This window comes from Streptomyces sp. NPDC104307 (assembly GCF_055584045.1).
The window spans coordinates 152401-178592 of sequence record NZ_JBVJMU010000009.1 but is presented as its reverse complement, the minus strand read 5'-3'; the positions used below and the strand labels follow the sequence as shown (position 1 = coordinate 178592).

At 71.2% G+C, this 26192-nt stretch carries 21 protein-coding genes and 1 pseudogene; 8 read left to right on the top strand and 14 right to left on the bottom strand.

Going from position 1 to position 26192, the window contains the following annotated elements; all coding sequences use genetic code 11:
* Window positions 1-83: 83 nt before the first annotated feature.
* Window positions 84-326, bottom strand: coding sequence for a type II toxin-antitoxin system antitoxin (locus ACZ601_RS23310; protein ID WP_440579173.1), 243 nt, complete (start codon window positions 324-326; stop codon window positions 84-86).
* Window positions 323-1294 carry an SPFH domain-containing protein gene (locus ACZ601_RS23305; protein ID WP_469540977.1) on the bottom strand — a complete coding sequence of 324 codons (972 nt, stop codon included), beginning with the start codon at window positions 1292-1294 and terminating at the stop codon, window positions 323-325. The genes ACZ601_RS23310 and ACZ601_RS23305 overlap by 4 nt, the downstream gene beginning before the upstream one ends.
* 222 nt (window positions 1295-1516) lie before the next feature.
* Between ACZ601_RS23305 and ACZ601_RS23300 the strand changes: the two genes are divergently transcribed.
* Window positions 1517-3841, top strand: a complete 2325-nt coding sequence (locus tag ACZ601_RS23300) for a transglycosylase domain-containing protein (protein WP_469540975.1) — start codon at window positions 1517-1519, stop codon at window positions 3839-3841.
* Window positions 3842-3961: 120 nt separating this feature from the next.
* Here ACZ601_RS23300 and ACZ601_RS23295 read toward each other — a convergent pair whose 3' ends face one another.
* The 3 genes from ACZ601_RS23295 to ACZ601_RS23285 all read right to left on the bottom strand — a co-directional run bounded on the left by ACZ601_RS23295 (window position 3962) and on the right by ACZ601_RS23285 (window position 8443).
* Window positions 3962-5878, bottom strand: coding sequence for a SpoIIE family protein phosphatase (locus tag ACZ601_RS23295; protein ID WP_469540972.1), 1917 nt, complete (start codon window positions 5876-5878; stop codon window positions 3962-3964).
* A 385-nt stretch (window positions 5879-6263) separates the two neighbouring features.
* On the bottom strand, window positions 6264-6983 hold the full coding sequence (fomD, locus tag ACZ601_RS23290; RefSeq protein ID WP_440576582.1) for a cytidylyl-2-hydroxypropylphosphonate hydrolase: 720 nt from the start codon (window positions 6981-6983) through the stop codon (window positions 6264-6266).
* Between the two features lie 44 nt (window positions 6984-7027).
* Complete coding sequence (locus tag ACZ601_RS23285; protein ID WP_469540967.1) at window positions 7028-8443, bottom strand: class II fumarate hydratase; 1416 nt, start codon at window positions 8441-8443, stop codon at window positions 7028-7030.
* A gap of 104 nt (window positions 8444-8547) precedes the next feature.
* Between ACZ601_RS23285 and ACZ601_RS23280 the strand changes: the two genes are divergently transcribed.
* Window positions 8548-10074, top strand: coding sequence for a ricin-type beta-trefoil lectin domain protein (locus ACZ601_RS23280; protein WP_469540964.1), 1527 nt, complete (start codon window positions 8548-8550; stop codon window positions 10072-10074).
* A 63-nt stretch (window positions 10075-10137) separates the two neighbouring features.
* Here ACZ601_RS23280 and ACZ601_RS23275 read toward each other — a convergent pair whose 3' ends face one another.
* Both ACZ601_RS23275 and ACZ601_RS23270 read right to left on the bottom strand, forming a co-directional pair.
* Window positions 10138-11439 carry a M18 family aminopeptidase gene (locus ACZ601_RS23275; protein WP_469540961.1) on the bottom strand — a complete coding sequence of 434 codons (1302 nt, stop codon included), beginning with the start codon at window positions 11437-11439 and terminating at the stop codon, window positions 10138-10140.
* A 348-nt stretch (window positions 11440-11787) separates the two neighbouring features.
* Window positions 11788-13032: an MFS transporter gene (locus tag ACZ601_RS23270; RefSeq protein WP_469541235.1), complete on the bottom strand. Its 1245-nt coding sequence runs from the start codon at window positions 13030-13032 to the stop codon at window positions 11788-11790.
* A gap of 157 nt (window positions 13033-13189) precedes the next feature.
* Here ACZ601_RS23270 and ACZ601_RS23265 point away from each other — a divergent pair, with 157 nt between their 5' ends.
* Window positions 13190-14212, top strand: a complete 1023-nt coding sequence (locus ACZ601_RS23265; protein ID WP_469540958.1) for a LuxR C-terminal-related transcriptional regulator — start codon at window positions 13190-13192, stop codon at window positions 14210-14212.
* 33 nt (window positions 14213-14245) lie between these two features.
* Here ACZ601_RS23265 and ACZ601_RS23260 read toward each other — a convergent pair whose 3' ends face one another.
* Window positions 14246-15913, bottom strand: coding sequence for a fumarate hydratase (locus ACZ601_RS23260; protein WP_469540956.1), 1668 nt, complete (start codon window positions 15911-15913; stop codon window positions 14246-14248).
* 177 nt (window positions 15914-16090) lie between these two features.
* On the opposite strand from ACZ601_RS23260, the gene ACZ601_RS23255 reads away from it, so the two are divergent.
* Together ACZ601_RS23255 and ACZ601_RS23250 are read left to right on the top strand one after the other, a co-directional pair.
* Window positions 16091-16759 carry a DUF1707 SHOCT-like domain-containing protein gene (locus ACZ601_RS23255; protein WP_469540954.1) on the top strand — a complete coding sequence of 223 codons (669 nt, stop codon included), beginning with the start codon at window positions 16091-16093 and terminating at the stop codon, window positions 16757-16759.
* 161 nt (window positions 16760-16920) lie between these two features.
* Window positions 16921-17292 (top strand): WhiB family transcriptional regulator, encoded by a 372-nt coding sequence (locus tag ACZ601_RS23250; RefSeq protein ID WP_469540951.1) that lies wholly within the window; start codon window positions 16921-16923, stop codon window positions 17290-17292.
* Between the two features lie 138 nt (window positions 17293-17430).
* Here ACZ601_RS23250 and glpX read toward each other — a convergent pair whose 3' ends face one another.
* Window positions 17431-18462: a class II fructose-bisphosphatase gene (glpX, locus tag ACZ601_RS23245; RefSeq protein ID WP_401920931.1), complete on the bottom strand. Its 1032-nt coding sequence runs from the start codon at window positions 18460-18462 to the stop codon at window positions 17431-17433.
* Window positions 18463-18603: 141 nt separating this feature from the next.
* Here glpX and ACZ601_RS23240 point away from each other — a divergent pair, with 141 nt between their 5' ends.
* Window positions 18604-19122 (top strand): DUF4245 domain-containing protein, encoded by a 519-nt coding sequence (locus tag ACZ601_RS23240; protein WP_469540947.1) that lies wholly within the window; start codon window positions 18604-18606, stop codon window positions 19120-19122.
* 117 nt (window positions 19123-19239) lie between these two features.
* Here ACZ601_RS23240 and ACZ601_RS23235 read toward each other — a convergent pair whose 3' ends face one another.
* The 4 genes from ACZ601_RS23235 to ACZ601_RS23220 form a co-directional block, all read right to left on the bottom strand.
* Window positions 19240-19830 carry a malonic semialdehyde reductase gene (locus ACZ601_RS23235; protein ID WP_469540945.1) on the bottom strand — a complete coding sequence of 197 codons (591 nt, stop codon included), beginning with the start codon at window positions 19828-19830 and terminating at the stop codon, window positions 19240-19242.
* A gap of 262 nt (window positions 19831-20092) precedes the next feature.
* On the bottom strand, window positions 20093-20374 hold the full coding sequence (locus ACZ601_RS23230; protein ID WP_469540942.1) for an exodeoxyribonuclease VII small subunit: 282 nt from the start codon (window positions 20372-20374) through the stop codon (window positions 20093-20095).
* Between the two features lie 88 nt (window positions 20375-20462).
* Complete coding sequence (gene xseA / locus ACZ601_RS23225; RefSeq protein ID WP_469540940.1) at window positions 20463-21674, bottom strand: exodeoxyribonuclease VII large subunit; 1212 nt, start codon at window positions 21672-21674, stop codon at window positions 20463-20465.
* Window positions 21675-21816: 142 nt separating this feature from the next.
* Window positions 21817-23202, bottom strand: coding sequence for an APC family permease (locus ACZ601_RS23220; RefSeq protein ID WP_469540937.1), 1386 nt, complete (start codon window positions 23200-23202; stop codon window positions 21817-21819).
* Between the two features lie 111 nt (window positions 23203-23313).
* On the opposite strand from ACZ601_RS23220, the gene ACZ601_RS23215 reads away from it, so the two are divergent.
* Both ACZ601_RS23215 and ppgK read left to right on the top strand, forming a co-directional pair.
* Window positions 23314-24303, top strand: coding sequence for a 4-hydroxy-3-methylbut-2-enyl diphosphate reductase (locus ACZ601_RS23215; RefSeq protein ID WP_311303476.1), 990 nt, complete (start codon window positions 23314-23316; stop codon window positions 24301-24303).
* 86 nt (window positions 24304-24389) lie between these two features.
* On the top strand, window positions 24390-25124 hold the full coding sequence (ppgK, locus tag ACZ601_RS23210; RefSeq protein WP_469540933.1) for a polyphosphate--glucose phosphotransferase: 735 nt from the start codon (window positions 24390-24392) through the stop codon (window positions 25122-25124).
* Between the two features lie 273 nt (window positions 25125-25397).
* Here the strand turns inward: ppgK and ACZ601_RS23205 are convergent.
* Window positions 25398-25913, bottom strand: a pseudogene (locus tag ACZ601_RS23205) (DUF6542 domain-containing protein); the annotation flags it as partial.
* Between the last annotated feature and the right edge of the window lie 279 nt (window positions 25914-26192).

Below are 26192 nucleotides of genomic sequence, written 5' to 3'. Positions count from 1 at the left end.
TGTGTATACCGGTCGCTCCGTCCCCGCCGGGGCCCCTGCCGCGACAGCGAACCGGGGGCCCGGACGTCCGGGCCCCCGGAGGGTCACTGCGGGCCGGGGGCCTTCGGTGGCCGCCCCCGGCGCGGGATCGGCGCCGCCCCGCCCGGCAGTCGCCCCGCCTCCGCGAGGGCCCGCCGCAGCAGGAACTCGATCTGCGCGTTCGCGCTGCGCAGTTCGTCCGACGCCCAGCGCGCCAGCGCGTCGTGTACCGCTGGGTCCAGCCGCAGCAGCATCTGCTTGCGCTGCTGCGGCTGTTGCGGCCCACGCCGCGGCGGTTGCTCGGTCACTGGTAGAGCGTGCCCGTATTGAGGACCGGCTGCGCCGCCCGGTCACCGCACAGCACCACCATCAGGTTGCTCACCATGGCCGCCTTCCGTTCCGAATCGAGCTCGACGATGTCCTGCTCCGCGATCCGGGTGAGCGCCATCTCGACCATGCCGACGGCGCCCTCCACGATCTGCTGCCGGGCCGCGACGACCGCGCCGGCCTGCTGGCGCTGGAGCATCGCGGAGGCGATTTCGGGGGCGTACGCGAGGTGGCTGAAGCGGGACTCGATGATCCGGACGCCCGCCGCCTGCACCCGTGCCGTCAGCTCCACGGCCAGCTTCTCGGTGATCTCCTCCGCGTTGCCCCGCAGCGAGAGGCCGCCCTCGTCATGGGCGTCGTACGGGTACTCGATCGCGATGTGCCGGACCGCCGACTCGGTCTGGGTGGCGACGAACTCCAGGAAGTCGTCGACCTCGAAGAGCGCCTGTGCGGTGTCCTCGACCTTCCAGACGACGATCGCGGCGAGCTCGATCGGGTTGCCGTAGGCGTCGTTGACCTTGAGGACCGCGGTCTCGTGGTTGCGGACCCGGGTGGAGATCTTGCGGCTGGAGGTCAGCGGGTTGATCCAACGCAGGCCGTCGGCGCGGATCGTTCCCACGTACCGGCCGAAGAGCTGGATGACCCGTGCCTCGCCCGGTGCGACCATCTTCACACCGCCCATGCAGAAGAACGAGGCGATCGCGAGCAGCACCCCGAGGACGCAGACCGGGATGCCGACGCCGTTGTTCCCGCCCGTCCCGATGACGCCGCCGACGATGGCGAGGCCGACGCCGACGATCACTCCGATCACCGTCAGCAGCAGGCCGATGCCGCCCGCGATGCTGTGCGCCGTCGTCTCCCGGACCTGCGGTTCCGGCATCTGCGGCGCGTCCGGCGTGAGGTCGGCCGACGGCGTGGCGGGCGTGGCCGGAACCTGTGGATCAGTCATGGAATCCCCCGTTTGCGTGGGCTAGCTCTGCGCTAGCAATGTGATTACACATTAACCGATGTGGCAACCCTGCGCACCTCTCGTGAGTCGGTTCCCTTGAAAGCGGGTGCTGATTGTCACGTCCGGAAAAGGGTGGATCGTTGGCTTTCTGTCCTAGTCAACGGTGTTAGCTGGCTGGTCCGGGCTGATCCGGTCGAGCAGAGAAGCGGGAGCAACACAGCGATGGGTCGAGCGGATGCGCGACGAGCCCAGCGGCGCGGGTCGCGGCGGGCCGTGAAGAGCGGCGGCATACGCAGACTCTTCACCTGGCGGAAACTTCTGGGCGCGGCCTTCGGGCTCATCCTGCTGGGCATGGGCGCGTTCGCCGTGCTCTACATGGTGGTGCAGGTGCCGGAAGGCAACGCACAGGCCAAGCTCCAGTCCAACGTCTACAAGTACTCCGACGGCACACTGCTGGCCCGTACGGGACAGATCAACCGGGAGATCGTCAGCCTCGCGGAGGTCCCCAAGGACGTCCAGCGGACCTTCGTGGCCGCGGAGAACAAGTCCTTCTACGACGATCACGGCGTCGACTTCAAAGGCACCGCCCGAGGCCTGGTCAACACCGTTTCCGGCAAGGGCAAGCAGGGTGGCTCGACCATCACCCAGCAGTACGTCAAGAACTACTACCTCGACGCCGACCAGACGGTCAGCCGGAAGCTCAAAGAGCTGGTCATCTCGCTGAAGGTCGACCAGAAGCGGAGCAAGAGCGAGATCCTCGCCGGCTACATCAACACCAGTTACTACGGCCGCGGCGCCTACGGGATCCAGGCCGCGGCACAGGCGTACTACAACAAGGACGCCAAGGACCTGGACGTGGCGGAGGGCGCCTACCTCGCCGCGCTGCTCCAGGCGCCGAGCCAGTACGACTGGGCCGTCGCCAGCGACCACGGGAAGGCGCTCGTCAAGGAGCGCTGGAACTACGTCCTGGACAACATGGTCGACCAGCACTGGCTGGACGCGGGCAAGCGCCAGGGGATGAAGTTCAAGGTCCCGCAGACCCCGAAGCCGGCGGAGGGTCTCACCGGCCAGAAGGGCTACATCGTCGCCGCGGCGCGTGCGGCGGTGCAGAAGCAGGAGAACATCACCGACGCGCAGTTCGACGCCGGTGGCTGGACGATCACCGTCAACATCGACAAGAAGAAGCAGCAGGAGCTGGAGAAGTCGGTCAAGGCCAAGCTGACGGACAAGCTGGACACCAAGGGGCGCAAGCTCGACCGGGACGTCCAGGCCGGTGCGGTCTCGGTCGACCCGAAGACCGGCGGGGTGCTCGCCATGTACGGCGGGCGCGGGCTGACCGAGCACTACATCTCCAACGCCACCCGGCGCGACTACCAGCCCGCCTCCACCTTCAAGCCGGTCATCCTCGCGGCGGCGCTCGACCAGGAGTCGCAGACCCAGGACGACCAGCAGATCACCGCCGACACCCGCTACGACGGCACCAGCAAGCGCCCGGTCAAGGGCAGTGACGTCGCGTTCGCGCCGGAGAACGAGGACGACCAGAACTACGGCCAGGTCACCGTCCAGACCGCGATGAACAAGTCCATCAACTCCGTCTTCGCGCAGATGGGCGTGGACGTCGGGATGGACCGCGTGATGCAGACCGCGGGCAAGCTCGGCATGGATGTGAAGGGGCTCGACGCGGTGCCGGCCCAGACCCTCGGTTCCATGGGCGCGAGCCCGATGGAGATGGCCGGGGTCTACGCCACCCTCGACAACCACGGCAAGAAGGTCACGCCGCAGATCGTGAAGTCGGCCCAGAAGCAGGGCGAGTCACCGATCGAGCTGCCCGACGCGATCGGTGACCAGGTCATCAAGCGCCAGGCCGCGGACTCCGTGACCTCCGTGCTGACCGGTGTGGTCGACGACGGTACGGCCCACGAGGCGGTGCGCAACGCGGAAGGGCTGTCCGACCAGCAGATCGCGGGCAAGACCGGCACCTCCGATGACAACAAGTCGGCCTGGTTCACCGGCTACACGCCCCGGCTGGTCACCTCTGTGGGCCTCTTCGGCGAGGCCGCCTACCCCCGCGCGAATGACGACGGCAAGAAGGTCGGCAAGGGCGCCCAGGTGCCCCTGAAGGGTGCCGGCGGCGGAGGCAGGGTCAACGGTGGCGGTTTCCCCGCCGACATCTGGGCGAGCTTCACCGCCCAGGCGATGGGCGATCCGGGCGAGTTCGACCTCGACACCGACATGGGCGCCGCGGTCACCCCGCCGAGCCCGTCCACCACCCCGAGCCCGACCACCTCGCCCTCGGACGAGGTCTCGCCTTCGGACACGCCGTCCTCCAGCTCGTCCTCGTCGTCCCATCCGCCGAAGGAGAGCACGTCCCCGTCGTCGACGCCGCCCACCCCGTCGGGCGACCCGACGAGCGACCCGCCCCCCGATCCGTCGACCGATCCGGACCCCAGTGACTCGGCGGAGGTGCCGGTGGACCCCGGAGGCGACCAGCCGAACAGCGACAACAGCCTGACGCAGCAGCGACACGGTGACGCGGTGAAGCGCTGATCCGGTCGCCGCAAACGCCGGAACGGGCCGGGTACGAGGAGGATTCCTCGTACCCGGCCCGTTCCGGCGTTTGCGGCTGTCCAGGAGATGGCCGGAAACGTTCGATACCAGCCGCTCGCCCTACTGCCCCCGGGTCGGCATCTCGAACCAGACGACCTTGCCGGTCGACAGACGCGTCGCACCCCACCGCCGGGCCAGCCGGTTCACCAGGAACAGACCACGGCCGCCCTCGTCCATGTCGCGGGCGCGGCGCTGGCGGGGCAGCTGCGGGGAGTCGTCGCCGACCTCGCAGCGCAGGATGTCGGTCCGCAGCAGCCGCAGCGTCACCGGCCGCTCCGCGTACCGCACGGCGTTGGTCACCACCTCGCTGACCAGCAGCTCCACCGAGTCGGAGAGATCCTCCATGCCCCAGCGGCTGAGCGCGCGGCGGGCCAGCCTGCGGGCCCGGCCCGGGGCCGAGTCCTCCGGCTCCAGGAACCAGTACGCGACGTCGCTCGGCGCGATCCCGTCGAAGCGGGCGGCGAGCAGCGCGATGTCGTCGTCCCGGTCGCCGGGGCCGAGCATGTCCAGCACGTCGTCGCAGAGGGCCTCCAGCGGCGGCGAGTGGTCGGGACCGGTCAGCCGGGCGGTGGTGGCGAGCCGCTCGCGGAGCTGCTCGATGCCCGTCCACACGTCCCGGAGCCGCGACTCGACCAGGCCGTCGGTGTAGAGGAGCAGCGTGGCGCCCGCGGGCGCGTCCAGCTCGACGGCCTCGAAGTCCACTCCGCCGACGCCGATCGGGGCCCCCGGCGGTACCCGCAGCACCTCGGCGCGGCCGCCGAGGTGGAGCAGCACGGGCGGCGGGTGGCCGGCGTTGGCGATGGTGATGCGGTGCGCGACGGGGTCGTACACCGCGTACAGGCAGGTCGCCATGCGGTCGCTGCCGAGCCGCTGGGCCTGCTCGTCGAGGTGGTGCAGCACCTCCTGCGGCGGCAGGTCGAGCCCGGCCAGGGTCTGCGCGGTGGTGCGGAGCTGGCCCATGATCGCGGCGGAGGTCATGGAGTGGCCCATGACGTCGCCGACGACCAGGGCGACCCGGCTGCCGGGCAGCGGGATCGCGTCGTACCAGTCGCCGCCGACCCGGGCCGTCTCGGCGGCCGGCAGATAGCGGGAGGCGAGCCGGACCCCGGTGGGCTGCGGCAGCGAGTCGGGCAGCATGGTGCGCTGGAGCTCGTCCGCGATGTAGGCCTCGCGCCCGTACAGCACGGCCTTGTCGATGCCGAGGGCGGTGTGCGTCGCCAGTTGGGCCGCGACCAGCAGGTCGTTGGCCTCGAACGGCGGGCGCTCGGTTCCGCGCAGGAAGACCGCCGCGCCGATCACCCGGCGCCGGCCGCGCAGCGGGGCCAGGATCGCCCGGTGACCGGACGGCACGGTACGTCCGGCGCCGAGCAGCTCGGGCAGGGCGGCACGGGCCGCGGCGGAGTCACCGAAGACCGGCCGCACCCCGCGCAGCACCTCGGCCAGCGCGCCGCCGGGCCGGACCTCGCACAGCTCTGCGGCGGGCGTCAGATCGGTCTGCGGATCGATGACGGCCGGCCGGAGCCGCTCGCTCTCCGGCAGACCGTCGGGGAGTTCGTCGCTCAGCCGCAGCCGGTCGGAGCGGCGCAGCCGCAGCACGAACGGGTGGACGGGGCGCTCGTCGCCGACCGGCAGCGGGTCGCGGAGGTAGACGAGTATGGCGTCGGAGAACGTCGGCACGCTGGCCCGGCACAGGCCGAGCACGATCTCGTCCAGATCTATCCCGCGGGCGATCCGGCGGGTCGCGGCACCCACGAAGCGCAGCCGGTCGCCCTCGCGGCGGGCCGCCGCCTGCGGGTCCGGGCCGGCCGCCGGGCCTGATCCGGCGGCGGCCGGACCGGGGCCCTTGGCGGGGCCGGGGATCGCGGCGGCGGCAGCGGCGGCCGCGGAGGCGGCATCCCGCTGCCGGGGCCGGGCGCGTTCCTGCGGCCGGGCGGCGAGAGGCTGCCGGCCTTCGTGGGAGGTGGGGTGCTCCGTCACGCTTGGGGTTCCGTCCGTCCGGGCCGGTTGTATGAGGCAATCACCTTGTGGGGCGCTACTGTGCCCCGGCATGAGCGGCAATAACAACGGCTGACACCGCATGCCCCGGAACGCCGGGCCGAAACCGGACGTCCGCGAACGACGGCGGTGACAACGTTTTCTGCGGTGGAGCGGCGGACAGTGTGCACGTCTCCACCCCCTCGTAGTGGCTCATGCGATGCGGGCAACTCGTGCGACTCATACGACTGATGCGGTCATGAAACGTGCAACCAGTGCGATGACTCGATGATTTACGGTCAGCTCGTCTGCGGCGCCCGGGGGGTGGGGTGGACCGTCCGTCCTCGGGACGATCCTACGTTTGCCCCCCTGGGGTGCATCAAGGGTCTCACGACGGCATGGCGGAGGGGGTACGGTCCCAGTCATCCGGAAGCCGGTCCCAGTCGTCCGGAAGCGCGGGCACCCGCCACTGCGGATCGGGCCGCCAGTCCTCCCAGCCGTCCCGGAACGGCGCCCCCCAGTCGCGGATCACGCCGACCGCCGCGCGCCCGGCCTCCCGTACCCGCCGGGCCGTCGCGGGCGTCATCAGGCCGACCCGCTGGGCCTGCGCGAACTCGTCCTCGTCGCGCCAGAGCCAGCTGCGGTCCGGGTAGACCGAGATGTCCAGGAAGTGGTCCTCCGAGTCGATGCCGCCGGCCCAGCGGGTCCGCGGCTCCTCCAGGTTCACGTACCAGCTGCGGAACTCCCAGCCGGGCTCCCAGAACAGCCAGACCGACCACGGCTCGCCGGGCCTGGCCAGCTTCAGCACCCCGTTGCCCAGCCAGGGCGTGCGGGCAGTGGTGCGCGGCGAGGTGTACCGGGTGGCGAGCGGCTCCGCGTGCACGTCGGTGCCGTTCGCCAGCACCGGCTTCACGCACTCGGTGCCGGGCGCCACCCAGACGGCGAGCAGGTCCTCGGTGTCCTGGGCCACGGTGACGGGCCGGCAGATGTGGACCGGGTTCCGTGCCCCACCGGGCGCGGGACCGTGTCGCAGCGGTCCGTTGCCGCGGTAGCGCCACAGGATCTGATCACCCGGCGCCCAGCGCTCGGTCCCTCCGGTACCTGTCATGGAGGGATCTTAGTGAGCGGGCGCCCCCGCCGCAGCGACGCGCGTCACGGGCGGGTCATCCGCAGTACGTCCAGCGCCTCGTCCAGCTGCTCCACGGTGAGGTCCCCGCGCTCGACGTAACCCGAGGCCAGCACCACCTCGCGGATCGTCTTCCGCTCGGCCAGGGACTTCTTGGCGACCTTGGCCGCCTCCTCGTACCCGATGTACTTGTTCAGCGGGGTGACGACGGACGGCGAGGACTCCGCGTACTCCCTGGCCCGCTCCACGTTCGCGGTGATGCCGTCGACCGTGCGGTCCGCGAGCAGCCGGGAGACGTTGGCGAGCAGCCGTACGGACTCCAGCAGGTTCTTCGCGATGACCGGGAGCATCACGTTCAGCTCGAAGTTGCCCGCGGCCCCTGCGGCGGCGACCGTCGCGTCGTTCCCCGTCACCTGGGCGGCGACCATCAGCACCGCCTCGGGAATGACCGGATTGACCTTCCCTGGCATGATCGACGAGCCGGGCTGGAGGTCGGGCAGGCTGATCTCGGCCAGTCCGGTGCGCGGTCCGGAGGCCATCCAGCGAAGGTCGTTGGAGATCTTGGTGAGCGAGACCGCCACGGTACGGAGCTGGCCCGAGGTCTCCACCAGTCCGTCCCGGGCGCCCTGTGCCTCGAAGTGGTCCCGGGCCTCGGTGAGCGGCAGCCCGGTGACGCGGGCGACCTCCGCGATCACCGCGGCCGAGAAGCCGGGCGGGGTGTTGATGCCGGTGCCGACCGCCGTGCCGCCCAGCGGCAGTTCCGCGAGGCGGGGGAGCGAGGCGTACAGCCGCTCGATGCCGTAACGGATCTGTGCGGCGTACCCGCCGAACTCCTGGCCCAGGGTCACCGGCGTCGCGTCCATCAGGTGCGTACGCCCCGACTTCACGACCGTCGCGAACTCGGCGGACTTGCGCTCCAGGGCGGCCGCGAGGTGGTCCAGGGCGGGGATCAGCTCGCCGGTCACCGCGCCCGTCGCGGCGATGTGGATGGAGGACGGGAAGACGTCGTTGGAGGACTGCGAGGCGTTGACGTGGTCGTTGGGGTGGACGTCGCGGCCCAGGCGCTCGGTGGCGAGGGTGGCCAGCACCTCGTTGGTGTTCATGTTCGACGAGGTGCCGGAGCCGGTCTGGAAGACGTCGATCGGGAAGTGCGCGTCCCAGCGCCCCTCCGCGACCTCGGCCGCCGCGTCCTGGATGGCCCGCGCGATCTCCGGGTCGACCACCTTCAGCTCGGCGTTCACCTTGGCGGCGGCGCCCTTGATGCGGGCGAGCGCCTCGATGTGGGCCCGCTCCAGGCGCTGCCCGGAGATCGGGAAGTTCTCCACGGCCCGCTGCGTCTGGGCCCGCCACTTGGCGTCCGCGGGCACCTTCACCTCGCCCATCGAATCGTGCTCGACGCGGTAGCCCTCTGCGCCCGCCGCGCCAGTTCCCTCATTCGTCATCGTTCAACCTCCTGAAAAAGGTGAGCACTTGTCTTGTTCTATGTATTCCCAAGTCGGCTACCGACCAGTAAATACCGGGGGTAACAACAATCTCGGGAGGCGCAATGAGGCGCACAAGGTTCAGACTCCGCTGTACCGTCGCGGCCGTCGCCGCCACGGCCGCGGCACTGGGCGGGATGACCGCGGCCGCCGGTCCGGCGGCCGCGGCGCCGTCCGCCACCACCACTACCGCATCCACCGCGCTGTCGCCCGAACTGGAGGCCATCCGCGCCGCGGAAGCCACCCGGCTGTACGGCGACCCGGCCGAGCGCCCGCTCGCGCAGCGCAAGACCGGGCTGATCTCGCTCGGCGACAGCGAGATCTCGGGCGAGGGCGTCGGCACGTACGAGGCGGGCACCAACGGACCCGACAACTGGTGCCACCGCTCGCCCGACTCCGCCATCCACCGCACCGGCATCCCGGCCGACGTCACGTACAACGTCTCCTGCTCCGGCGCGTACACCGGGAACATCGTCATCGGCGGTTCGAAGCAGTACGCCGACGAGCTGGTGCAGAGCGACAACCTCGCCATCAAGGCGCGCAACACCCGTATCAAGATGGTCGTGCTGGTGGCCGGTGCCAATGACGACCTCCAGTTCGGTCCGGTCATGACGGACTGCGTCGAGCGCTGGGTCCTCATCCAGGGCACCTGCGAGCCCAAGTACGCCGGCGGCTGGCAGGCCCGCGTCGACGGACTCGTCCCCAAGGTCGAGAAGACCGTGGGCGACCTGCGCACCGTCATGTCGGACGCCGGATACGCCAACAGCGACTACAAGCTCGTCGTCATGGGCTACCCGAGCCCGATCGGACCCGACTTCTACGACAACCCCAACTTCCCCGGCAAGCTTCCCGGCGGCTGCGCCGGATACGACTCCGACGCCGCCTGGGGCCGCAACACCGCCGTTCCCGCCTTCGAGCGCGGCATGCGCAAGGCGGCCGCCGACACCGGAGCCGTCTACCTGGACAACTCCCGGCTCTTCCACGGCCACGAGGTGTGCAGCGAGTCGACCTGGGCCCGCGGCCTCTTCATCGACCTGTCGCACTTCCCGCCGGACTCCAACTCCCTCCGGCAGTCCTTCCACCCGAACGCCGCCGGCCACGGCGCCTTCGCCTCCTGCCTGACCCAGATCTACAACTCGGGCCTGCGCGAGGCGAGCTGCGCCGATCCGGCGAGCACCGGCACCCCCGTGCTGCAGCCCGCCGCCTGGGACGACGTCTTCAAGCCGCTCCGCAACGAGGCCACCAGCACCTGTCTGGACGTCCCCGCCTCCGTCACCCGTAACAACACCGGAGTGACCGGCTGGGACTGCCACGGCGGCCGCAACCAGAACTGGTGGTACGACACGGGCACGAAGACCGTCCGTACGGCACTGAGCCACGACCGCTGCCTGGACGTACCGGGCGCGAAGTACACGGCGGGCGCCGCCCTGATCCTCTACAACTGCTCCGGCGCCGCCAACCAGCGGTTCGTCCGGCAGTCGGGCACTCTGAGCCCGGCCGCCTCGACGGGGCTGTGCGCGACCCTGGCGGGCGCGCAGCAGCCGCTGAGGCTCCAGCCCTGCGACGGGAGCGCGAGCCAGCGCTTCGCGTAGACCGAGGTCCGCGGGCGCGGGGAGGGACGGCAGGCGGTACGCGGCCCCTCCCCGCGCCCCGGGTCAGCCGGACGTCACGAACGCGCCCAGGATCGCCGCCAGGTGGCCCGGGTCCTGTGCCCCGCACAGCTCGCGCGCCGAGTGCATCGACAGCCCCGGTACCCCCACGTCCACGGTCGGGACACCCAGCCGGGCCGCGGTGAGCGGGCCGATCGACGTACCGCACGGCATCGCGTTGTTGGAGACGAACGGCTGCCACGGGGCGCCCGCCCGCTCGCAGGCCGCCGCGAACACCGCGATGCCGGTCGAGTCGGTGGCGTAGCGCTGGTTGACGTTGACCTTGACCGTGGGGCCGCTGTTGGGCAGCGGGTGGTGGTCCGGGTCGTGCCGCTCCGCGTAGTTGGGGTGCACGGCGTGCGCCATGTCCGCCGAGAGGCAGAAGGCACCGGCCAGCGCCCGCGACCAGTCCTCCGCGCTGCCGCCGCGAGCGGTGACCGAACGGCTCAGGACGCGCTCCAGCAGCGGGCTCTGCGCACCCGTGTCAGAGCCGCTGCCGACCTCCTCGTGGTCGAAGGCCGCCAGGACCGGGATGTACGCGGGCTCACCGGCCGCCGTCGCCGCGGCTGCCAGCGCCGTGACCCCGGCGTGCACCGAGATCAGGTTGTCCAGCCGGGAGGAGACCACGAACTCCCGCTCCGCGCCCAGGTATCCGGGCGGCTGGATGTCGTGGAGCATCAGGTCCCAGCCCAGCACGTCGTCCGGCTCCGCCTCCGCCGCCGCCGCTACCCGGCGCAGCAGCGCACCCTCCTGCGCGGCGCCGAGCGACCAGACCGGGGCGATGTGGCGCTGCGGGTCCAGAGCCAGGCCGTCGTTGACGGACCGGTCCAGGTGGATGGCCAGCTGGGGCACCCGCAGGAGCGGTTCGTCGATCTGGACGAGCCGGGAGTCGGTCGTGCCGCCGGGGCCGCGCAGGGCGAGCCGGCCTGAGATACCCAGGTCCCGGTCGAGCCAGGTGTTGAGCGGGACTCCGCCGTAGATCTCCACCGCGATCTGCCGCCAGCCGGCCGAGCCGGTGTCGGGGGTGGGCTTGATCCGCAGGTTCGGCGAGTCGGTGTGGGTGCCGATGATCCGGAAGGGGGTGTGGGCGGGGGTGCCCTCGGGCGCGTACCAGGCGATCAGCGCGCCGCCCCGGACGACGAAGCTGCCGCCGGTGGTGCCCGTCCAGTCGTCCGTGCCGCGCAGTTCACGGAAGCCGGCCTTCTCCAGCCGCTGGGCGGCGCTCGCGACAGCGTGGTACGGGGAGGGGCTCGCCCTGATGAAGGAGAGCAGATCGTCGACGTGGCTGCGGTGCTGGACCGGCGTCATGCGGTCTCCGCCTTTCCGGTGTGGGACGTGAGGGTGTTCGGGCGTGCGCGTGTTCGTACGTGCGGGCTGGGCGTGAAGGTGTTCTGCCGGTTCGCGGGGCGGTGTCCGCAGCGGGTGGCCGGGCGGGGCGGTCGGGCGGGGCGGGGTTCTCCCGTTCTCCCGCGACGCGGCCAACTCACCGCATCGGCCGGGCCCCCGCAAGCCCGGCCGGCGGCCCGCTGCGCGAATGCGGTGGTGCGGCGCGGGTGTCCGCAGCCGGTGGCCCGGACGGCGGCCCCGTACGGCCCGCCGCGGAATTGGCTGAATTCAGCCGTACGCGGACCGTCCCGGCACCGGCACCGGCACCGGTCACGGGGGCGTCGGGCCGGGCGAGGAGGTGCGCGGGCCCGCCACCCGGATCAGGAACACCGCGGCGAACACGATCGCGGCGCCGTGGGACCAGCCGACGACCGTCAGTGGGGTGTAGTGGTCGAGCGCCGCCGCGACCAGGATCATCCCGGCACCGAAACCGAGGTTCTCCACCGTGGCGGAGAGCCCGAAGGCGTGTGCGCGCGGCCCGGCCGGCAGGGTCTGCAGATGCGAGGTGTACGAGACCTCCGTGAGGCCGTCGGCGGCCCCCGCGACCAGCGCGATCACGGCCGTGGCCACCATCGGGAACCCCGCGAAGGCCAGGATGAACGCCGTCGACATGAGGCAGGTTCCCCAGCCGAAGCCCAGCGCCCCGACGGACCGGCCGGTGCGGCGCGCGTACCGCTGGATCAGCTGCTGCACCACGATGTTGCCGAGCGCCCACAGGCACCAGAAGGCGCTGACGAACACGGCGGGGCGCGCGTCGTCGAGCTCGCTGGAGTAGACCGGGAGCGCGGCGTTGTGCGAGGACGAGCCCAGCGCGTCCACACCTCGCAGCACCACCATCAGCGTCAGACCGGGCGCGGCGGCCAGGGCGGCGAGCGCGGCGGGCCCGCGCCGGCGGGCGGGCGCACCGGCCGCCACCGACTCCGCACCCGCTGCCGCGTCCCGCTCCCGGTGGCCCCGGTCCCCGCTGCCGTCGCGCCGCCTGCCGCCGCCCGGAATGGGGAGCAGGGCCACCGTCACCGCGCAGACCGCGAAGGTGGCCGTGTCCACGATGAAGGCGGCGGTGTACCCGACGAGCGAGACGACGACGCCCGCAGAGGCGAACCCCGCCACCATGGCCAGTGAACGACCACTGATCGAAAGGGAGTTGGCCCACGAGCGCCGGTCCTCGCCGACCATCTCCGGAATGGAGCTGCGCAGGGACACCATGAACAGGGTCCCGCAGGAGCCGACCACCACGGACACCGCGATCAGCGCGGCCGTCCGGAGCCCGTCCGGCGCGAGCACCAGCAGCAGCATCACCGACGCCTGCGCGATATTCGTCCAGAGCATCACGCTCTTCGCGGTGAATCGGGCGAGCAGACCGCCGGCCGTCAGCCCGGCGGCGAATCCGGACGCCAGTCGCACGGCCATGAACAGCCCCATGGCGAGAGCCCGTCCGGTCGTCTCATAGACGAACAGATTGAGCGCCACCATATTCAGGAAGGTGCCGTACGAGGAGATGGCGTAGCCGGCCACCAGGAATCGATAACGCCGGACCCCGTACCGCGAGTCGGCCGATTCGGCGCTCGGCCGGCTGAGGGTGTTGTCGGGGCCGGGCGTCACCCGTTCATAGTCGCCGAACCGCCGGATTCCCCGCCGTCATCCCTTGTGCACAAAGGTAATCTGCATACTTGTGAAGGACGATCATTCCAGCCCACCGGCATGCGATTGCCGCGAATCGTCGGCGGTCGGCTCCGCGCCGGGCGGGGCCGGGGCCGGCCCGGAACACCCCTGCGAGAGCGCGCTCGCGACGTACCGGCGCGCACTGGTGGCCGGATCTCTTCCGCAGGGTGAGGTGGCCGGCTGCCTGCGGGACCTGCATCTGATGGTGGCCGACCGGGGCTCGCCGGGATTCATGGTCCCCGTACCGCCGGAGACCGCGTCCTACACCGCGCTCGCCCCGCTCCAGGAGGCCCTCCTCGACCGGCGCCGCGCGCTGCGCGCCACCCGTGCCGCGCTCTCCGCCTTCGAGACCCTGTACGCGGATGTGCACCGCAGCGAACAGCCCGCGCTCACCCGGCTGTCCGGGGAGGCCGTCATCAGCAGGGCGCTGGAGGCGGGGGTGGGCGGCTGCCGGGAACAGGTCCGCACCGCGCAACCCGGCGGCAGCCGCCCGGCGCGCGTGCTCCAGGAGGCGCTGACCAGGGACCTGGGCAATCTGAGGCGGGGCGTCCGGCAGCGGACGATCTACCAGCACACCGTCCGCTCGGACCGTACGACCCTCGCGTACATCGAGCAGGTGACCGCTGCGGGGGCGGAGGTCAGGACGCTCGCGGAGGTGGTCGACCGGGTCATCGTGTTCGACCGGGACCTGGCGTTCGTCCCGTTCTCCGACGAACCGCACCACGCCCTGCGCGTCCAGCACCCCTCACTGGTGCGGTTCCTGGCCCGCGCCTTCGACGAGGCCTGGGCCCGCGCGGTGCCGGTCCGTCCGGAGCGGGCGCCGCTGCGCACCCCCGTCGTCACGTCCGACCTGCAGCGCGCCATCCTGCGGGCGGTGGTCAACGGCGAGACGGACGCCTCGATAGCCCGCCGGATCGGGATGAGCCGCCGCAGCGTGGCCGAGCACATGCGGAAGGTCTCCGAGCAGCTCGGCAGCACCAGCCGGGCCCAACTCGGCTACCTGGTCGCGACATCGGGCCTGCTCGACGGCTGAGGGGCCCGCCCCGCCGGGCGGGCCCCAGGTCCGTCAGGCCAGGCCGGGGCCGCGCACCGGAATGCTGGTGAACGTCGGGGCCGGGGCGGGCTCGGTGAAGAAGTCGTTGCCCTTGTCGTCCACGACGACGAACGCCGGGAAGTCCTCGACCTCGATCTTCCAGACCGCCTCCATGCCGAGCTCCTCGTACTCGACGACCTCGACCTTCTTGATGCAGTCCTGAGCGAGCCGGGCCGCCGGGCCGCCGATCGAACCCAGGTAGAAGCCGCCGTGCGCGTCGCAGGCGTCGGTGACCTGCTTGGACCTGTTGCCCTTCGCCAGCATCACCTTGGAGCCGCCGGCCGCCTGGAACTGCGCGACGTAGCTGTCCATCCGGCCCGCGGTCGTCGGACCGAAGGAACCGGAGGCGTACCCCTCGGGCGTCTTCGCCGGGCCCGCGTAGTAGACCGGGTGGTCCTTCAGGTACTGCGGCATCTCCTCGCCCGCGTCGAGGCGTTCCTTGATCTTGGCGTGCGCGATGTCGCGCGCCACGACCAGCGGTCCGGTCAGCGAGAGCCGGGTCTTGACCGGGTACTTGGTCAGCTCGGCGAGGATGTCGTCCATCGGCCGGTTGAGGTCGATCCTGACCACGTCACCCGCCTCGTCCAGGTGCTCGTCTGTGGTGTCGGGGAGGAAGCGCGCCGGGTCCTTCTCCAGCTGCTCCAGGAAGACGCCCTCCGCGGTGATCTTCGCGGTGGCCTGGCGGTCGGCCGAGCAGGAGACGGCGATGGCGACGGGCAGCGAGGCGCCGTGCCGGGGGAGGCGCACCACGCGGACGTCGTGGCAGAAGTACTTGCCGCCGAACTGCGCCCCGATGCCGATCTTCTGCGTCAGCTCGAAGACCTTCTCCTCCAGCTCCTTGTCCCGGAAGCCGTGACCGGTGGGGGAGCCCTCGGCGGGCAGCTCGTCCAGGTAGTGCGCGGAGGCGTACTTCGCGGTCTTCATCGCGAACTCGGCCGACGTACCGCCGACCACGATCGCCAGGTGGTACGGCGGGCAGGCGGCCGTCCCCAGCGAACGGATCTTCTCCTCCAGGAACTTCATCATGGAGGCCTCGTTGAGGACCGCCTTGGTCTCCTGGAAGAGGAACGACTTGTTGGCCGAGCCGCCGCCCTTGGCCATAAAGAGGAACTTGTACGCGCCGCCGTCGGTCGCGTACAGCTCGATCTGGGCCGGGAGGTTGGAGCCGGTGTTCTTCTCGTCCCACATGTTCAGCGGGGCCATCTGCGAGTAGCGCAGGTTGAGCTTGGTGTACGCGTCGAAGATGCCGTGCGACAGCGCCTCCTCGTCACCGCCCTCGGTGAGTACGTTCTGCCCGCGCTTGCCCATGACGATCGCGGTGCCGGTGTCCTGGCACATCGGCAGCACGCCCGCCGCGGCGATGTTCGCGTTCTTCAGCAGGTCGAGCGCGACGAACTTGTCGTTGGACGAGGCCTCCGGGTCGTCCACGATCCGCCGCAGCTGCGCCAGGTGCGCGGGCCGCAGGTAGTGCGAGATGTCGTGCATGGCCTCGGCGGCCAGGGTGCGCAGCGCCGCCGGATCGACCTTGAGGAACGTACGGCCGTCGGCCTCGAAGGTGGAGACACCCTCTGAGGTGACCAGACGATACGGCGTGGTGTCCTCTCCCAGGGGGAGCAGATCGGAGTACGCAAACTCTGGCATTACGGCCATTCCTCACTCGGTGACAGCGGCTGCCCTCCCTTGGACAGCGCACCCACCAGGGTAGGACCCGGCGGAAGCGGTGAGCCTGTGAGGTAAGGCTCACCGGTAACGGCCCCCGCCCCGCCGTCAACGCTCAGCCCCTAGTCGCGATCTATCGCGTTTGGGTACGCTGGGCCGGTGGACCTCGAAAAGCACCCCCAGCAGCCCACCGCACCGGCGGAACCCGACGTCATCCGCGCCTCGGACGCCGACCGCGACCGGATCGCGGACATCCTGCGGGAAGCCATGGCCGAAGGCCGGCTGACGGCCGACGAGCACGGCGAGCGGGTCGACGCGGTCTACCGCGCCAAGACCGTCGGTGAACTGGAGCCGCTGGTACGGGACCTGCCCGCGCCGGGCGGCGCGGCCGCCAGGCCCGCCGCCGCGCCGTACGCGCACGGCCCCGAGGGGACGGCGGGTCCGGCCGAGAACCTGATCGCGGTCTTCAGCAGCTCCACCCGCAGGGGGCGCTGGCGGGTCGGCGGCCGGACGAACGCGTTCTCGTTGTTCGGAAGTGTGGAGATCGATCTGACCGAGGCGCTTTTCGGACAGCGTCTGACCGTGATCAACGCGACCTCCATCTTCGGCAGTGTGGAGATCCGGGTCCCCGAGAACATCTCGCTGCGCGGCAGCGGAACGGGAATCTTCGGGAATTTCGAAGTCGTGACTCTGGAATCCGGCGATCCGGAGGCGCCCGTGGTGGTGGTCAACGGTTATTCGGTGTTCGGCAGCGTTGAGGCAAAGCCCAAGCGCGGCAAGTTCATTACGGATCTCCAGGACCGGCTGCGCAAACACCTCGGTCACTGACGGAGAGGCGGGCGCGGGAGGAACGCATTTCAGCCGAAACCACGATCGAGCGCAATTGCGTGGACCGGACCTGAGTGCCACGCAGTGCATAGGCGCGCGTACAGCGGGTAGGGAGAGCTGCATCGTCTTCTCGCCCGCGAAGCCGTCGTCAGGAGTGGACCGTGCTGCAACTGCCGCATCAGCCCCTGCAGGTCGCCGCCGTGCCTTCCCAGCGGAATCCCGCTCGGGAGGACCAGGCAGGCCCCTGGCATTCGGAGGCGGTGTGCCGCCGGGACGAAGCCGGGCTGTTCTTCGCCCCGTCGAAGGAGCCGACCGCTGCCCGGCTCTCGCGCGAGGAGTCCGCGAAGCGGGTCTGCGCGCGCTGTCCGGTGATGGTCGAGTGCCGGGAACACGCCCTGATCCAGCCCGAGCCGTACGGGGTGTGGGGCGGCCTCACGGCTGCCGAGCGCCGCGTGGCCCTGGCCCGCCGCCGGCGGCGCGAGGCCGAGCTCAAGGCGTCCGGCGCGGCCGGCCACATCGCCGCGGCGGGCTGACGGGCCCACCGCGTCCGTACGAACGTCGTGATCCGTGCGGACGTCGTGCGGGTCCACCGCATCCGTTCGCACGTGAAGGGGCGCCCCCACCGCACATGGGGGGCGCCCCTTCACGTGAACGTGCCGAACGTGCCTACGTCACTTCGCGCGGTCGAAGTCGATCGCGCTGTAGGCCCGCAGCTTCGACAGCCGGTGGGTCGAGTCGATCTTCCGGATGGTGCCCGACTTGGACCGCATCACGATCGACTCGGTGGTCGCCGTCTCCGCGCGGTACCGCACACCGCGCATCAGTTCGCCGTCCGTGATGCCGGTCGCCACGAAGAACACGTTGTCGCCGCTGACCAGGTCGTCCGTGGACAGCACCCGGTCCAGGTCGTGCCCGGCGTCCAGCGCGCGCTGCCGCTCGGCCGCGTCCTTCGGCCAGAGCTTGCCCTGGATGACACCGCCGAGGCACTTTATGGCGCAGGCCGAGATGATGCCCTCGGGCGTGCCGCCGATCCCCATCAGCAGGTCGACGCCGGTGTCGTCGCGGGCGGCCATGATGGAGCCCGCGACATCCCCGTCGGAGATGAACTTGATCCGTGCGCCGGTCTCCCGGATCTCCTTGACGATGCCCTCGTGGCGCGGGCGGTCCAGGATGACGACGGTGACGTCCTCCGGGGTGGAGTTCTTCGCCTTCGCGACCCGGCGGATGTTCACCGAGACGGGGGCGTTGATGTCGACGAAGTCGGCCGCCTCCGGCCCGGTGACCAGCTTGTCCATGTAGAAGACCGCCGACGGGTCGAACATCGCGCCCCGGTCGGCGGCGGCCAGTACGGCGATCGCGTTCGGCATGCCCTTGGCGTTCAGGGTCGTGCCGTCGATCGGGTCGACGGCGATGTCGACCTCGGCGCCGGTGCCGTCACCGACCCGTTCGCCGTTGAACAGCATGGGGGCTTCGTCCTTCTCGCCCTCGCCGATGACGACGATGCCGTTCATCGACACGGTGGAGACGAGGGTCCGCATGGCCTTCACGGCGGCGCCGTCGGCGCCGATCTTGTCCCCGCGGCCGACCCAGCGCCCGGCGGCCATGGCGGCCGCCTCTGTGACCCGGACGAGCTCCAGGGCGAGGTTGCGGTCGGGGGCCTCCGGAGAGACCTCCAGCTGGGACGGCAGATGATGCTCGGACATCGGAGCGCACCTTTCTGTACGACGACGACCGGATGAGGGTGATGTGACTCTATCGTCAGGTCGATAAAATGAGCAGACCGGGTCACTTATGAGCGGGCGCCCCCGGTTCGGCCGAGCGGGGGCTGATGCGACGATGGACCCGTGGCAAGCAAGCGAGGCAAGCAGACAGTGCGGGACATGTTCCTGTCGTTGGCGGTGATCGCCGCCGTGGCGGGGGTCGTCTACATCTTCGTCCCGCACGACGAGAACGCCGATCCGGTCAAGGCGGTCGACTACCGGGTTGAGCTCCTGACCGCGCGGCGCGCGGCTCCCTACCCGGTGGCGGCCCCCAGCGGTCTGGCACAGAAGTGGAAGCCGACCTCCGTCAGGTACGACGGCGAGGCCGGCAACAGCTGGCACCTGGGCTTCCTCGATCCGGACGGCGGGTACGTCGCGGTGGAGCAGTCCACGTCCCCGGCGAAGAAGTACATCACCGACGTCAGCCAGGACGCGAAGAACACCGGCCGCACCCAGCAGGTCGCCGGTGAGACCTGGCAGCGCTGGGAGGGCCCGAAGTACGACGCCCTCGTGCGCGAGAACAAGGGGGCGACCACGGTCGTCACCGGCTCCGCGTCGCCGGAGCGGCTGGCGGAGATGGCGGCGGCGCTCAAGACCTCCTGACGTCCTTCGGGCGGGGGCGGGGCGGGGCGCGCTCATGCGGAAACGGGAAGGTCCCTGGAGCGGGTGCTCCAGGGACCTTCCCGTGTGTCCCGGCCGGACATGTTCGGCCGGTGCGGCTCAGACGCTCTTGATGACCTCGTCGTAGGCCAGGCGCGGCAGGCGCGGGAACCAGGCGTCCTCGCCCGGCCTGCCGATGTTGACGACCATCAGCACGTTGTGGTCGCCGTCCAGGAACTCCTTCTCGATGCCCGCGGCGTCGTAGCCGGTCATCGGGCCGGCGGCCAGGCCGGCGGCGCGGACGCCGATGATGAAGTAGGCGGCCTGCAGCGCGCCGTTCAGCGCGGCGGCGGACTCGCGGACCGGGCGCTCGGAGAAGAACGCGTCCTTGGCCTGCGGGAAGTGCGGCAGCAGCGCCGGGAGCTCCTCGTGGAACTCGTTGTCGGTGGCCAGGATCGCGACCAGCGGGGCGGTCGAGGTCTTGGGCTGGTTGCCCTCGGCCATGTGCTGGACGAGGCGCGCGCGGGCGTCGTCCGAGCGGACCAGGACGACGCGCAGCGGCGACTGGTTGAACGCGGTCGGACCGTACTTGACCAGGTCGTAGATCGCCTGGACCTGCTCCTCGGTCACCGGCTCGTCGGTGAAGGTGTTGGCGGTGCGGGCCTCACGGAAGAGGAGGTCCTGGGCGGCGGGGTCAAGAACGAGGGACATCTTGCGTATTACCTTCCGGACGTACACGGGGATCGAGCGACATCGATCACCGTACGGGAGAGGTAGGTTAACTTTCAACTAAAACGGGAACGGAGTGATTCACTCCACAACCAGTACGGACCGCCTCGCGCCCTGCACCCCGAACTCCGCGCCGCCCCGCACTCCGCGCCCGTGCTCGGCCCCCGCGCCCCGTGTCCGTGCCACGCCCCGCACTCCACGCCCATGCTCAGCTCCCCGCGTCCCGCGCCCCCGCAGGCCCGGCTCAGCCCGCTTCGGCTGCCGTGCCGCCCTCGGTGCCACTGCCGTCCCCGGGGCCGGCGGGCCCCGCCAGCGCCGCGTCCAGCCGGGCGCGCGCGCCCTCCAGCCAGTGCCGGCACACCTTCGCCAGCTCCTCGCCCCGCTCCCACAGGGCCAGGGACTCCTCCAGGCTCGTCCCGCCGGCCTCCAGCCGGCGCACCACCTCGATCAGCTCGTCGCGCGCCTGCTCGTACCCGAGCGTGCCCGTGGCCGCAGCCGCAGCCGCCGTCGTCCCGTCGTCCGTCATGTGATCCACCCTATGCGTCGGCATGTCCGTCCATCCCGGCCCTGGGCCGGCCTCCGGGGCGCTGTCCGCCGGCCCCGGAGGGTGTCGCTCACCCGTCGACCCGCACCACGAACTCGCCCCCGGACACCCGGGCCCGCAGCGCGTCCCCCGCCGCCCCGGCGTCGGCGGGATCGCGCACCACGTGCCCGTCCGCCCGCTGGAGCACCGCGTAGCCGCGCTCCAGGGTCGCCGCGGGCGACAGCGCGACCACCCGGGCCCTGGTGTGGGCGAGCTCCGAGTCCGCGCGGTCCAGCAGATGCCCCAGCACCCGCCGGCCGCGTCCGATCAGCGCGTCGACCTCCGCCGCGCGCTCGTCCACCATCCGCTGCGGACGCTCCATCGAGGGCCGCCCCAGCGCGTGCGCCAGGCCCCGCTCCTCCCGGTCGAGCAGCCCCCGTACCGACCGCAGCGCCCGGTCCCGCAGCTGCTGGACCCGGTCCAGCTCCTCGCTCACGTCGGGCACGATCCGCTTCGCCGCGTCCGTCGGGGTGGAGGCCCGCACGTCCGCGACCAGGTCGAGGAGGGGGGAGTCCGGCTCGTGCCCGATGGCCGAGACCACCGGGGTGCGGCACGCCGCGACCGTACGGATCAGCTGCTCGTCCGAGAACGGCAGCAGGTCCTCCACGCTGCCGCCGCCGCGCGCCACGACGATCACGTCGACCTCCGGGAGCGCGTCCAGCTCCCGTACCGCCTGGACCACCTGATTCACCGCGTGCACCCCCTGCACGGCGGTGTTGCGGACCTCGAAGCGGACCGCGGGCCACCGGCGCCGGGTGTTCTCCAGGACGTCGCGCTCCGCCGCGGAGGCCCGGCCGCAGACGAGCCCGATCAGCTGCGGCAGGAAGGGCAGCGGCTGCTTGCGGTCCAGGGCGAAGAGGCCCTCCCCGGCCAGTGACTTCTTCAGCTGCTCCAGCCGGACCAGCAGCTCGCCGATGCCGACCGGCCGTATCTCCGTGGCGCGCAGCGAGAGCTGCCCGCGGGGCGCGTACCACTCGGGCTTGGCGAGGACGACGACCCGCGCCCCCTCGGTGACCACGTCCGCGATCCGGTCGAAGACCTGCCGGAAGCACGTCACGCTCACCGAGATGTCGTGCGAGGGGTCGCGCAGTGTCAGGAACACCACTCCGGCACCCGGGCGCCGCGACAGCTGGGTGATCTGCCCCTCGACCCAGACGGCACCGAGCCGGTCGATCCAGCCGCCGATGAGCCGTGACACGTCACCGACGGGCAGCGGAGCTTCCGGTGATGTTTGGAGAGCCATACGAGCGAGCGTATCCGGCACCACCGACAGCCGGCCGGTCCCGCAGCACCAGCCCCGCTCTCATCCCGCGACCCGGCGCCCGCGCGGCGACGGCCCCGCTCTCATCGCGCGACCCGGCGCCAGCGCTGCACCAGCCCCGCTCTCATCCCGCCACCCGGCGCCCACGCTGCACCAGGAGCACCGCCAGCCCCACCACGAACCAGCACGCCCCCACCACCTGCGCGCTCGACGTCGCCTCCACGATCACCGCGATGAGCACACCGGCGCCCACCACCGGGATCAGGACGTGCCGCCACCAGCTCGGCGCACCCTCCATCCGGCGCACCACGAACCAGCCGACCACCGAGGCGTGCAGCAGCACGAACGCGGTCAGCGCGCCCACGTCCACGACCGACACCAGATGGTCGAGGCCGTCGTCCCGCCGGGCCGCCCAGACCGCCGCCACCAGCGTCACGACCGCCGCGATAAGGATCGCGATCCGGGGCACTCCGGAGCGCGGATCGACCTTGGACAGCAGCGCGGGCAGCCGGCGCTCCCGGGCCATCGCGAACAGCAGCCGGCCCGCGGCCGCCTGCCCGGCCAGCGCCGCGAACGCCGCCCCGATCGCCTTGCTGACCGCGACCAGATCGTGCAGCCAGGACCCGACCGCGGAGTCCACCGTGTCGTAGAAGGCCGAGCCCTGGGCGACCGGATCGGCGGCCAGCTCGGCCGACGACATCGGCTCCAGCAACGCCGCCAGATACGCCTGCGCCACGAACAGGAACCCCGCCAGCACCAGACAGAACAGCAGCGCCCGCGCCACCTTCGCCGAACCGCCCGTCACCTCCTCCGCGAACGTGGCGATGGCGTCGAAGCCCAGGTACGACAGCACGGCCACGGACACCGCGCCCAGCACCGCAGACGCGGAGAACCCGGCGTCGCCGTTGAGCGGCGTCAGCCAGCCGCGGTGCGCCCCGTCCTGCACGAGCACCACCACGGCGGACACCAGGAACACCAGCAGCACCACGATCTCCATCGCGAGCACCGCGAAGCCGACCCGGGCCGCCGCCCGTACGCCCCAGAGGTTCAGCAGCGTCGTGAGGACCACCGCCAGCGCGGTCCACACCCACCGCGACACCTCCGGCACCAGCGAGTTCATCGCGATACCGGAGAAGAGATAGGCGACGGCGGGGATGAGCAGGTAGTCGAGCATCGCCATCCACCCCGCGATGAACCCCGGCCCCTCCCCGAGCCCCTTGCGCGCGTACGCGAACACCGAACCCGCCAGGGGAGCGACCCGCACCATCTGGGCGTAGCTGAAGGCGGTGAACGCCATCACCACGGTCGCCGCGATGTAGACCAGCGCCACCGCGCCGTGCGACTTCGCGTCGAGCGTGCCGAAGACGCCGACCGGGGCCATCGGGGCGATGAACAGCAGCCCGTAGACCACCAGATCCCGGAAGCCCAGTGTCCGCCGCAGCCCCGCCCGGTCGGTGGTGCTGCCGGAATCCGTGCTCTTGCCGGAATCGCCGATGCCGCTGCCGGCCATGAGTCCTCCGTTTGTCGCGTGGTGATCAGTCGTACGGTGATCACTCCCCGATCGCGTGGTGATCAGTCTCCCGACCCCGTCGGCCCCGCGCCTGTTCGGTACGGCCTTACGATGGGACGCATGACTGCTACGACACCCCGACGCGTCCTGCTCGCCGCTCCCCGTGGCTACTGCGCGGGCGTGGACCGTGCCGTGATCGCCGTGGAGAAGGCTCTGGAGCAGTACGGCTCACCGGTCTACGTGCGCCACGAGATCGTCCACAACAAATACGTCGTGCAGACCCTGGAGAAGAAGGGCGCGATCTTCGTCGAGGAGACCGCGGAGGTCCCCGAGGGCTCGATCGTGATGTTCTCCGCACACGGCGTCGCACCGACCGTGCACGAAGAGGCCGCCGAACGGAAGCTCGCCACGATCGACGCGACCTGCCCCCTGGTCACCAAGGTCCACAAGGAGGCCGTCCGCTTCGCGCAGGACGACTTCGACATCCTCCTCATCGGCCACGAGGGCCACGAGGAGGTCATCGGCACCTCCGGCGAGGCCCCGGAACACATCACGCTGGTCGACGGCCCCGAGGACGTCGCCAACGTCGAGGTGCGCGACCCGTCCCGGGTCGTCTGGCTCTCCCAGACCACGCTCTCGGTCGACGAGACGATGGAGACCGTCGGCGCGCTCAAGGAGAAGTTCCCGCTCCTGATCTCGCCGCCGAGCGACGACATCTGCTACGCCACGCAGAACCGCCAGATCGCGGTGAAGCAGATGGGCGCGGACGCCGACCTGGTGATCGTCGTCGGCTCCAAGAACTCCTCCAACTCGGTCCGGCTGGTCGAGGTCGCCCTCGGCGCGGGCGCGGGCGACTCGCACCTGGTCGATTCCGCCGACGAGATCGACGAGGCCTGGCTGGACGGCGTCTCCACGGTCGGCGTCACCTCCGGTGCGTCGGTCCCCGAAGTGCTCGTCGACGGTGTGCTGGCCTGGCTTTCCGAGCGGGGCTTCGAGGACGTGGAGATCGTGAAGGCGGCCGAGGAGTCGATCATCTTCTCGCTGCCCAAGGAGCTCCGCCGGGACCTGCGCGCGGAGGCGGCGGCCCTGTCGGCGGAGTGAGCCGACGCGAGGTTCCGCTCCGGGTTTCCGCTCCGGGTTTCCGCTCCGAGAAGTGAGCGGGGCCCGGTGCCCGTACCGTGGATCACATGGAGATCTTCGGCGTGGACATCGGCGGATCCGGGATCAAGGGTGCTCCCGTGGACCTTGAGCGCGGAGACCTGGCGCGCGACCGCCACAAAGTACTCACACCGCACCCGGCCACACCCGATGACGTGGCCGGGTGCGTGGCCGAGGTGGTCGGGCACTTCGACTGGTCGGGACCGGTCGGCATCACGTTCCCGGGCGTGGTCACCAGCGGTGTCACCCGCTCTGCGGCCAATGTCGACAAGGGCTGGATCGACCTGGACGCCCGCACGCTGCTCAGCGACAAGCTGGGCCTCCCGGTCACCGTGCTGAACGACGCGGACGCGGCCGGCATCGCGGAGATGACCTTCGGCGCCGGTCGCGGCCGCAAGGGCACGGTCATCGTGCTGACGCTCGGTACGGGCATCGGCAGCGCCCTCTTCATCGACGGCAGGCTCGTGCCCAACACCGAGCTCGGTCATCTGGAGCTGAACGGCCATGACGCCGAGAAGCACGCCTCGACGAAGGCCAAGGAGGACGAGGACCTGAGCTGGCACCACTGGGCGCACCGGGTGCAGAAGTACCTGGTCCACGTGGAGATGCTGTTCTCGCCCGAACTGTTCATCATCGGGGGCGGTGTCAGCCGCAAGGCCGACAAGTTCCTGCCGCTGATCGAGCACGTACGGGCCGAGATGGTGCCGGCGGAGCTCCAGAACAACGCCGGCATCGTGGGCGCGGCCATGGCGGCGGGAAGCTGAGGCTCCCCGCGGCGTTTCTGTCCCGCCCCAGGTCGCGGCGTTTCCGTCCCGCCCCCAGGCCGCGGCGCTCGCGCCCCGCCTCCGGTCGTCCAGGGCCTCCGGTCCGGTCGTCCAGGGCCTCCGGTCGCCGTGCTCGCGGCCCCGTCCGGGTCAGCGCTGCCGACGCCGGGGCGTCTGACCGGCGGCCCGGGGAGACTGCGCCGCGGCCGGGGGAGACGTTGCGGCGGCCCGGGAAGACTGGGTCGCGGCTCGTGGCGCCTGCCCAGCGGCGGCCCGGGGCGTCTGCCCTGCGGCCCTTGGGGGCTGCGGCTGCTGCTGGCCGCCCGCCCGCGCTGTCTGTGCGGCCAGCAGCATCCGCCGCTGCCGGGCCCGCATCAGCCGGACCTTGCGCACGGTCGCGATGAGCCCGGCGACGAGCGTGCCGCCGTACAGCCAGCCGGCGTGGACGGCGAGCGCGGTGACGACGGCCATCATCTGCCCGCCGAAGCCGCCCGAGCCGCCCGCGATCGGGATGATCCCGACGGCGAACGCGATCGGCACGCTGATCGGCGCGGTCACCAGGTCCGCGGGGCGCACCCAGAACGCGGTCAGCGCGCTGACCGGCAGGAACAGCACGCCGAACACGACGGCTGAACCGTCGAACAGCAGCCAGTCCGCACAGGCCAGCACGAACATGGTGGCGGCCGCGAAGAGCCCGGCGCCGATACCCGTCAGCCGGGGATTCGGCAGCCGCCGCAGGGCGAGCACGGCGGGCGGCACCGGGCGTGCCCGGCCCGCGGGTGCGCTCATCACCCGATAGACGGCGGCGCTCTCGCCGACCGCTCCCTTGGCTCCCTTGGTCCCGAGCGGGGACAGCGGGGCCTGCTGAGTCTGGCTGCGCTGCGGGGGACGTGTCCTGTGCTGCTCCACCGGGACAACGTAGGTCGCCGGGCGGCAGTTATCAGGTGCGGGACACGCGCTTTGGGTGACCTTGGGGATGAGTTCGATGCCACACGGCCCAATGGGAACCGGATCGGCACCCGGCGGGACCCGTGGTGACGCGCTCGCCCCCGCCCGTAAACTGGAGAA

Coding starts and splice junctions, on each gene's coding strand:
- ACZ601_RS23300 (WP_469540975.1), top strand. CDS start 1,517: ATGGGTCGAGCGGATGCGCGACGAGCCCAGCGGCGCGGGTCGCGGCGG.
- ACZ601_RS23220 (WP_469540937.1), bottom strand. CDS start 23,202: ATGGCCGGCAGCGGCATCGGCGATTCCGGCAAGAGCACGGATTCCGGC.
- xseA (WP_469540940.1), bottom strand. CDS start 21,674: ATGGCTCTCCAAACATCACCGGAAGCTCCGCTGCCCGTCGGTGACGTG.
- ACZ601_RS23305 (WP_469540977.1), bottom strand. CDS start 1,294: ATGACTGATCCACAGGTTCCGGCCACGCCCGCCACGCCGTCGGCCGAC.
- ppgK (WP_469540933.1), top strand. CDS start 24,390: ATGGAGATCTTCGGCGTGGACATCGGCGGATCCGGGATCAAGGGTGCT.
- ACZ601_RS23230 (WP_469540942.1), bottom strand. CDS start 20,374: ATGACGGACGACGGGACGACGGCGGCTGCGGCTGCGGCCACGGGCACG.
- ACZ601_RS23285 (WP_469540967.1), bottom strand. CDS start 8,443: ATGACGAATGAGGGAACTGGCGCGGCGGGCGCAGAGGGCTACCGCGTC.
- glpX (WP_401920931.1), bottom strand. CDS start 18,462: ATGTCCGAGCATCATCTGCCGTCCCAGCTGGAGGTCTCTCCGGAGGCC.
- fomD (WP_440576582.1), bottom strand. CDS start 6,983: ATGACAGGTACCGGAGGGACCGAGCGCTGGGCGCCGGGTGATCAGATC.
- ACZ601_RS23275 (WP_469540961.1), bottom strand. CDS start 11,439: ATGACGCCGGTCCAGCACCGCAGCCACGTCGACGATCTGCTCTCCTTC.
- ACZ601_RS23280 (WP_469540964.1), top strand. CDS start 8,548: ATGAGGCGCACAAGGTTCAGACTCCGCTGTACCGTCGCGGCCGTCGCC.
- ACZ601_RS23235 (WP_469540945.1), bottom strand. CDS start 19,830: ATGTCCCTCGTTCTTGACCCCGCCGCCCAGGACCTCCTCTTCCGTGAG.
- ACZ601_RS23215 (WP_311303476.1), top strand. CDS start 23,314: ATGGGACGCATGACTGCTACGACACCCCGACGCGTCCTGCTCGCCGCT.
- ACZ601_RS23260 (WP_469540956.1), bottom strand. CDS start 15,913: ATGCCAGAGTTTGCGTACTCCGATCTGCTCCCCCTGGGAGAGGACACC.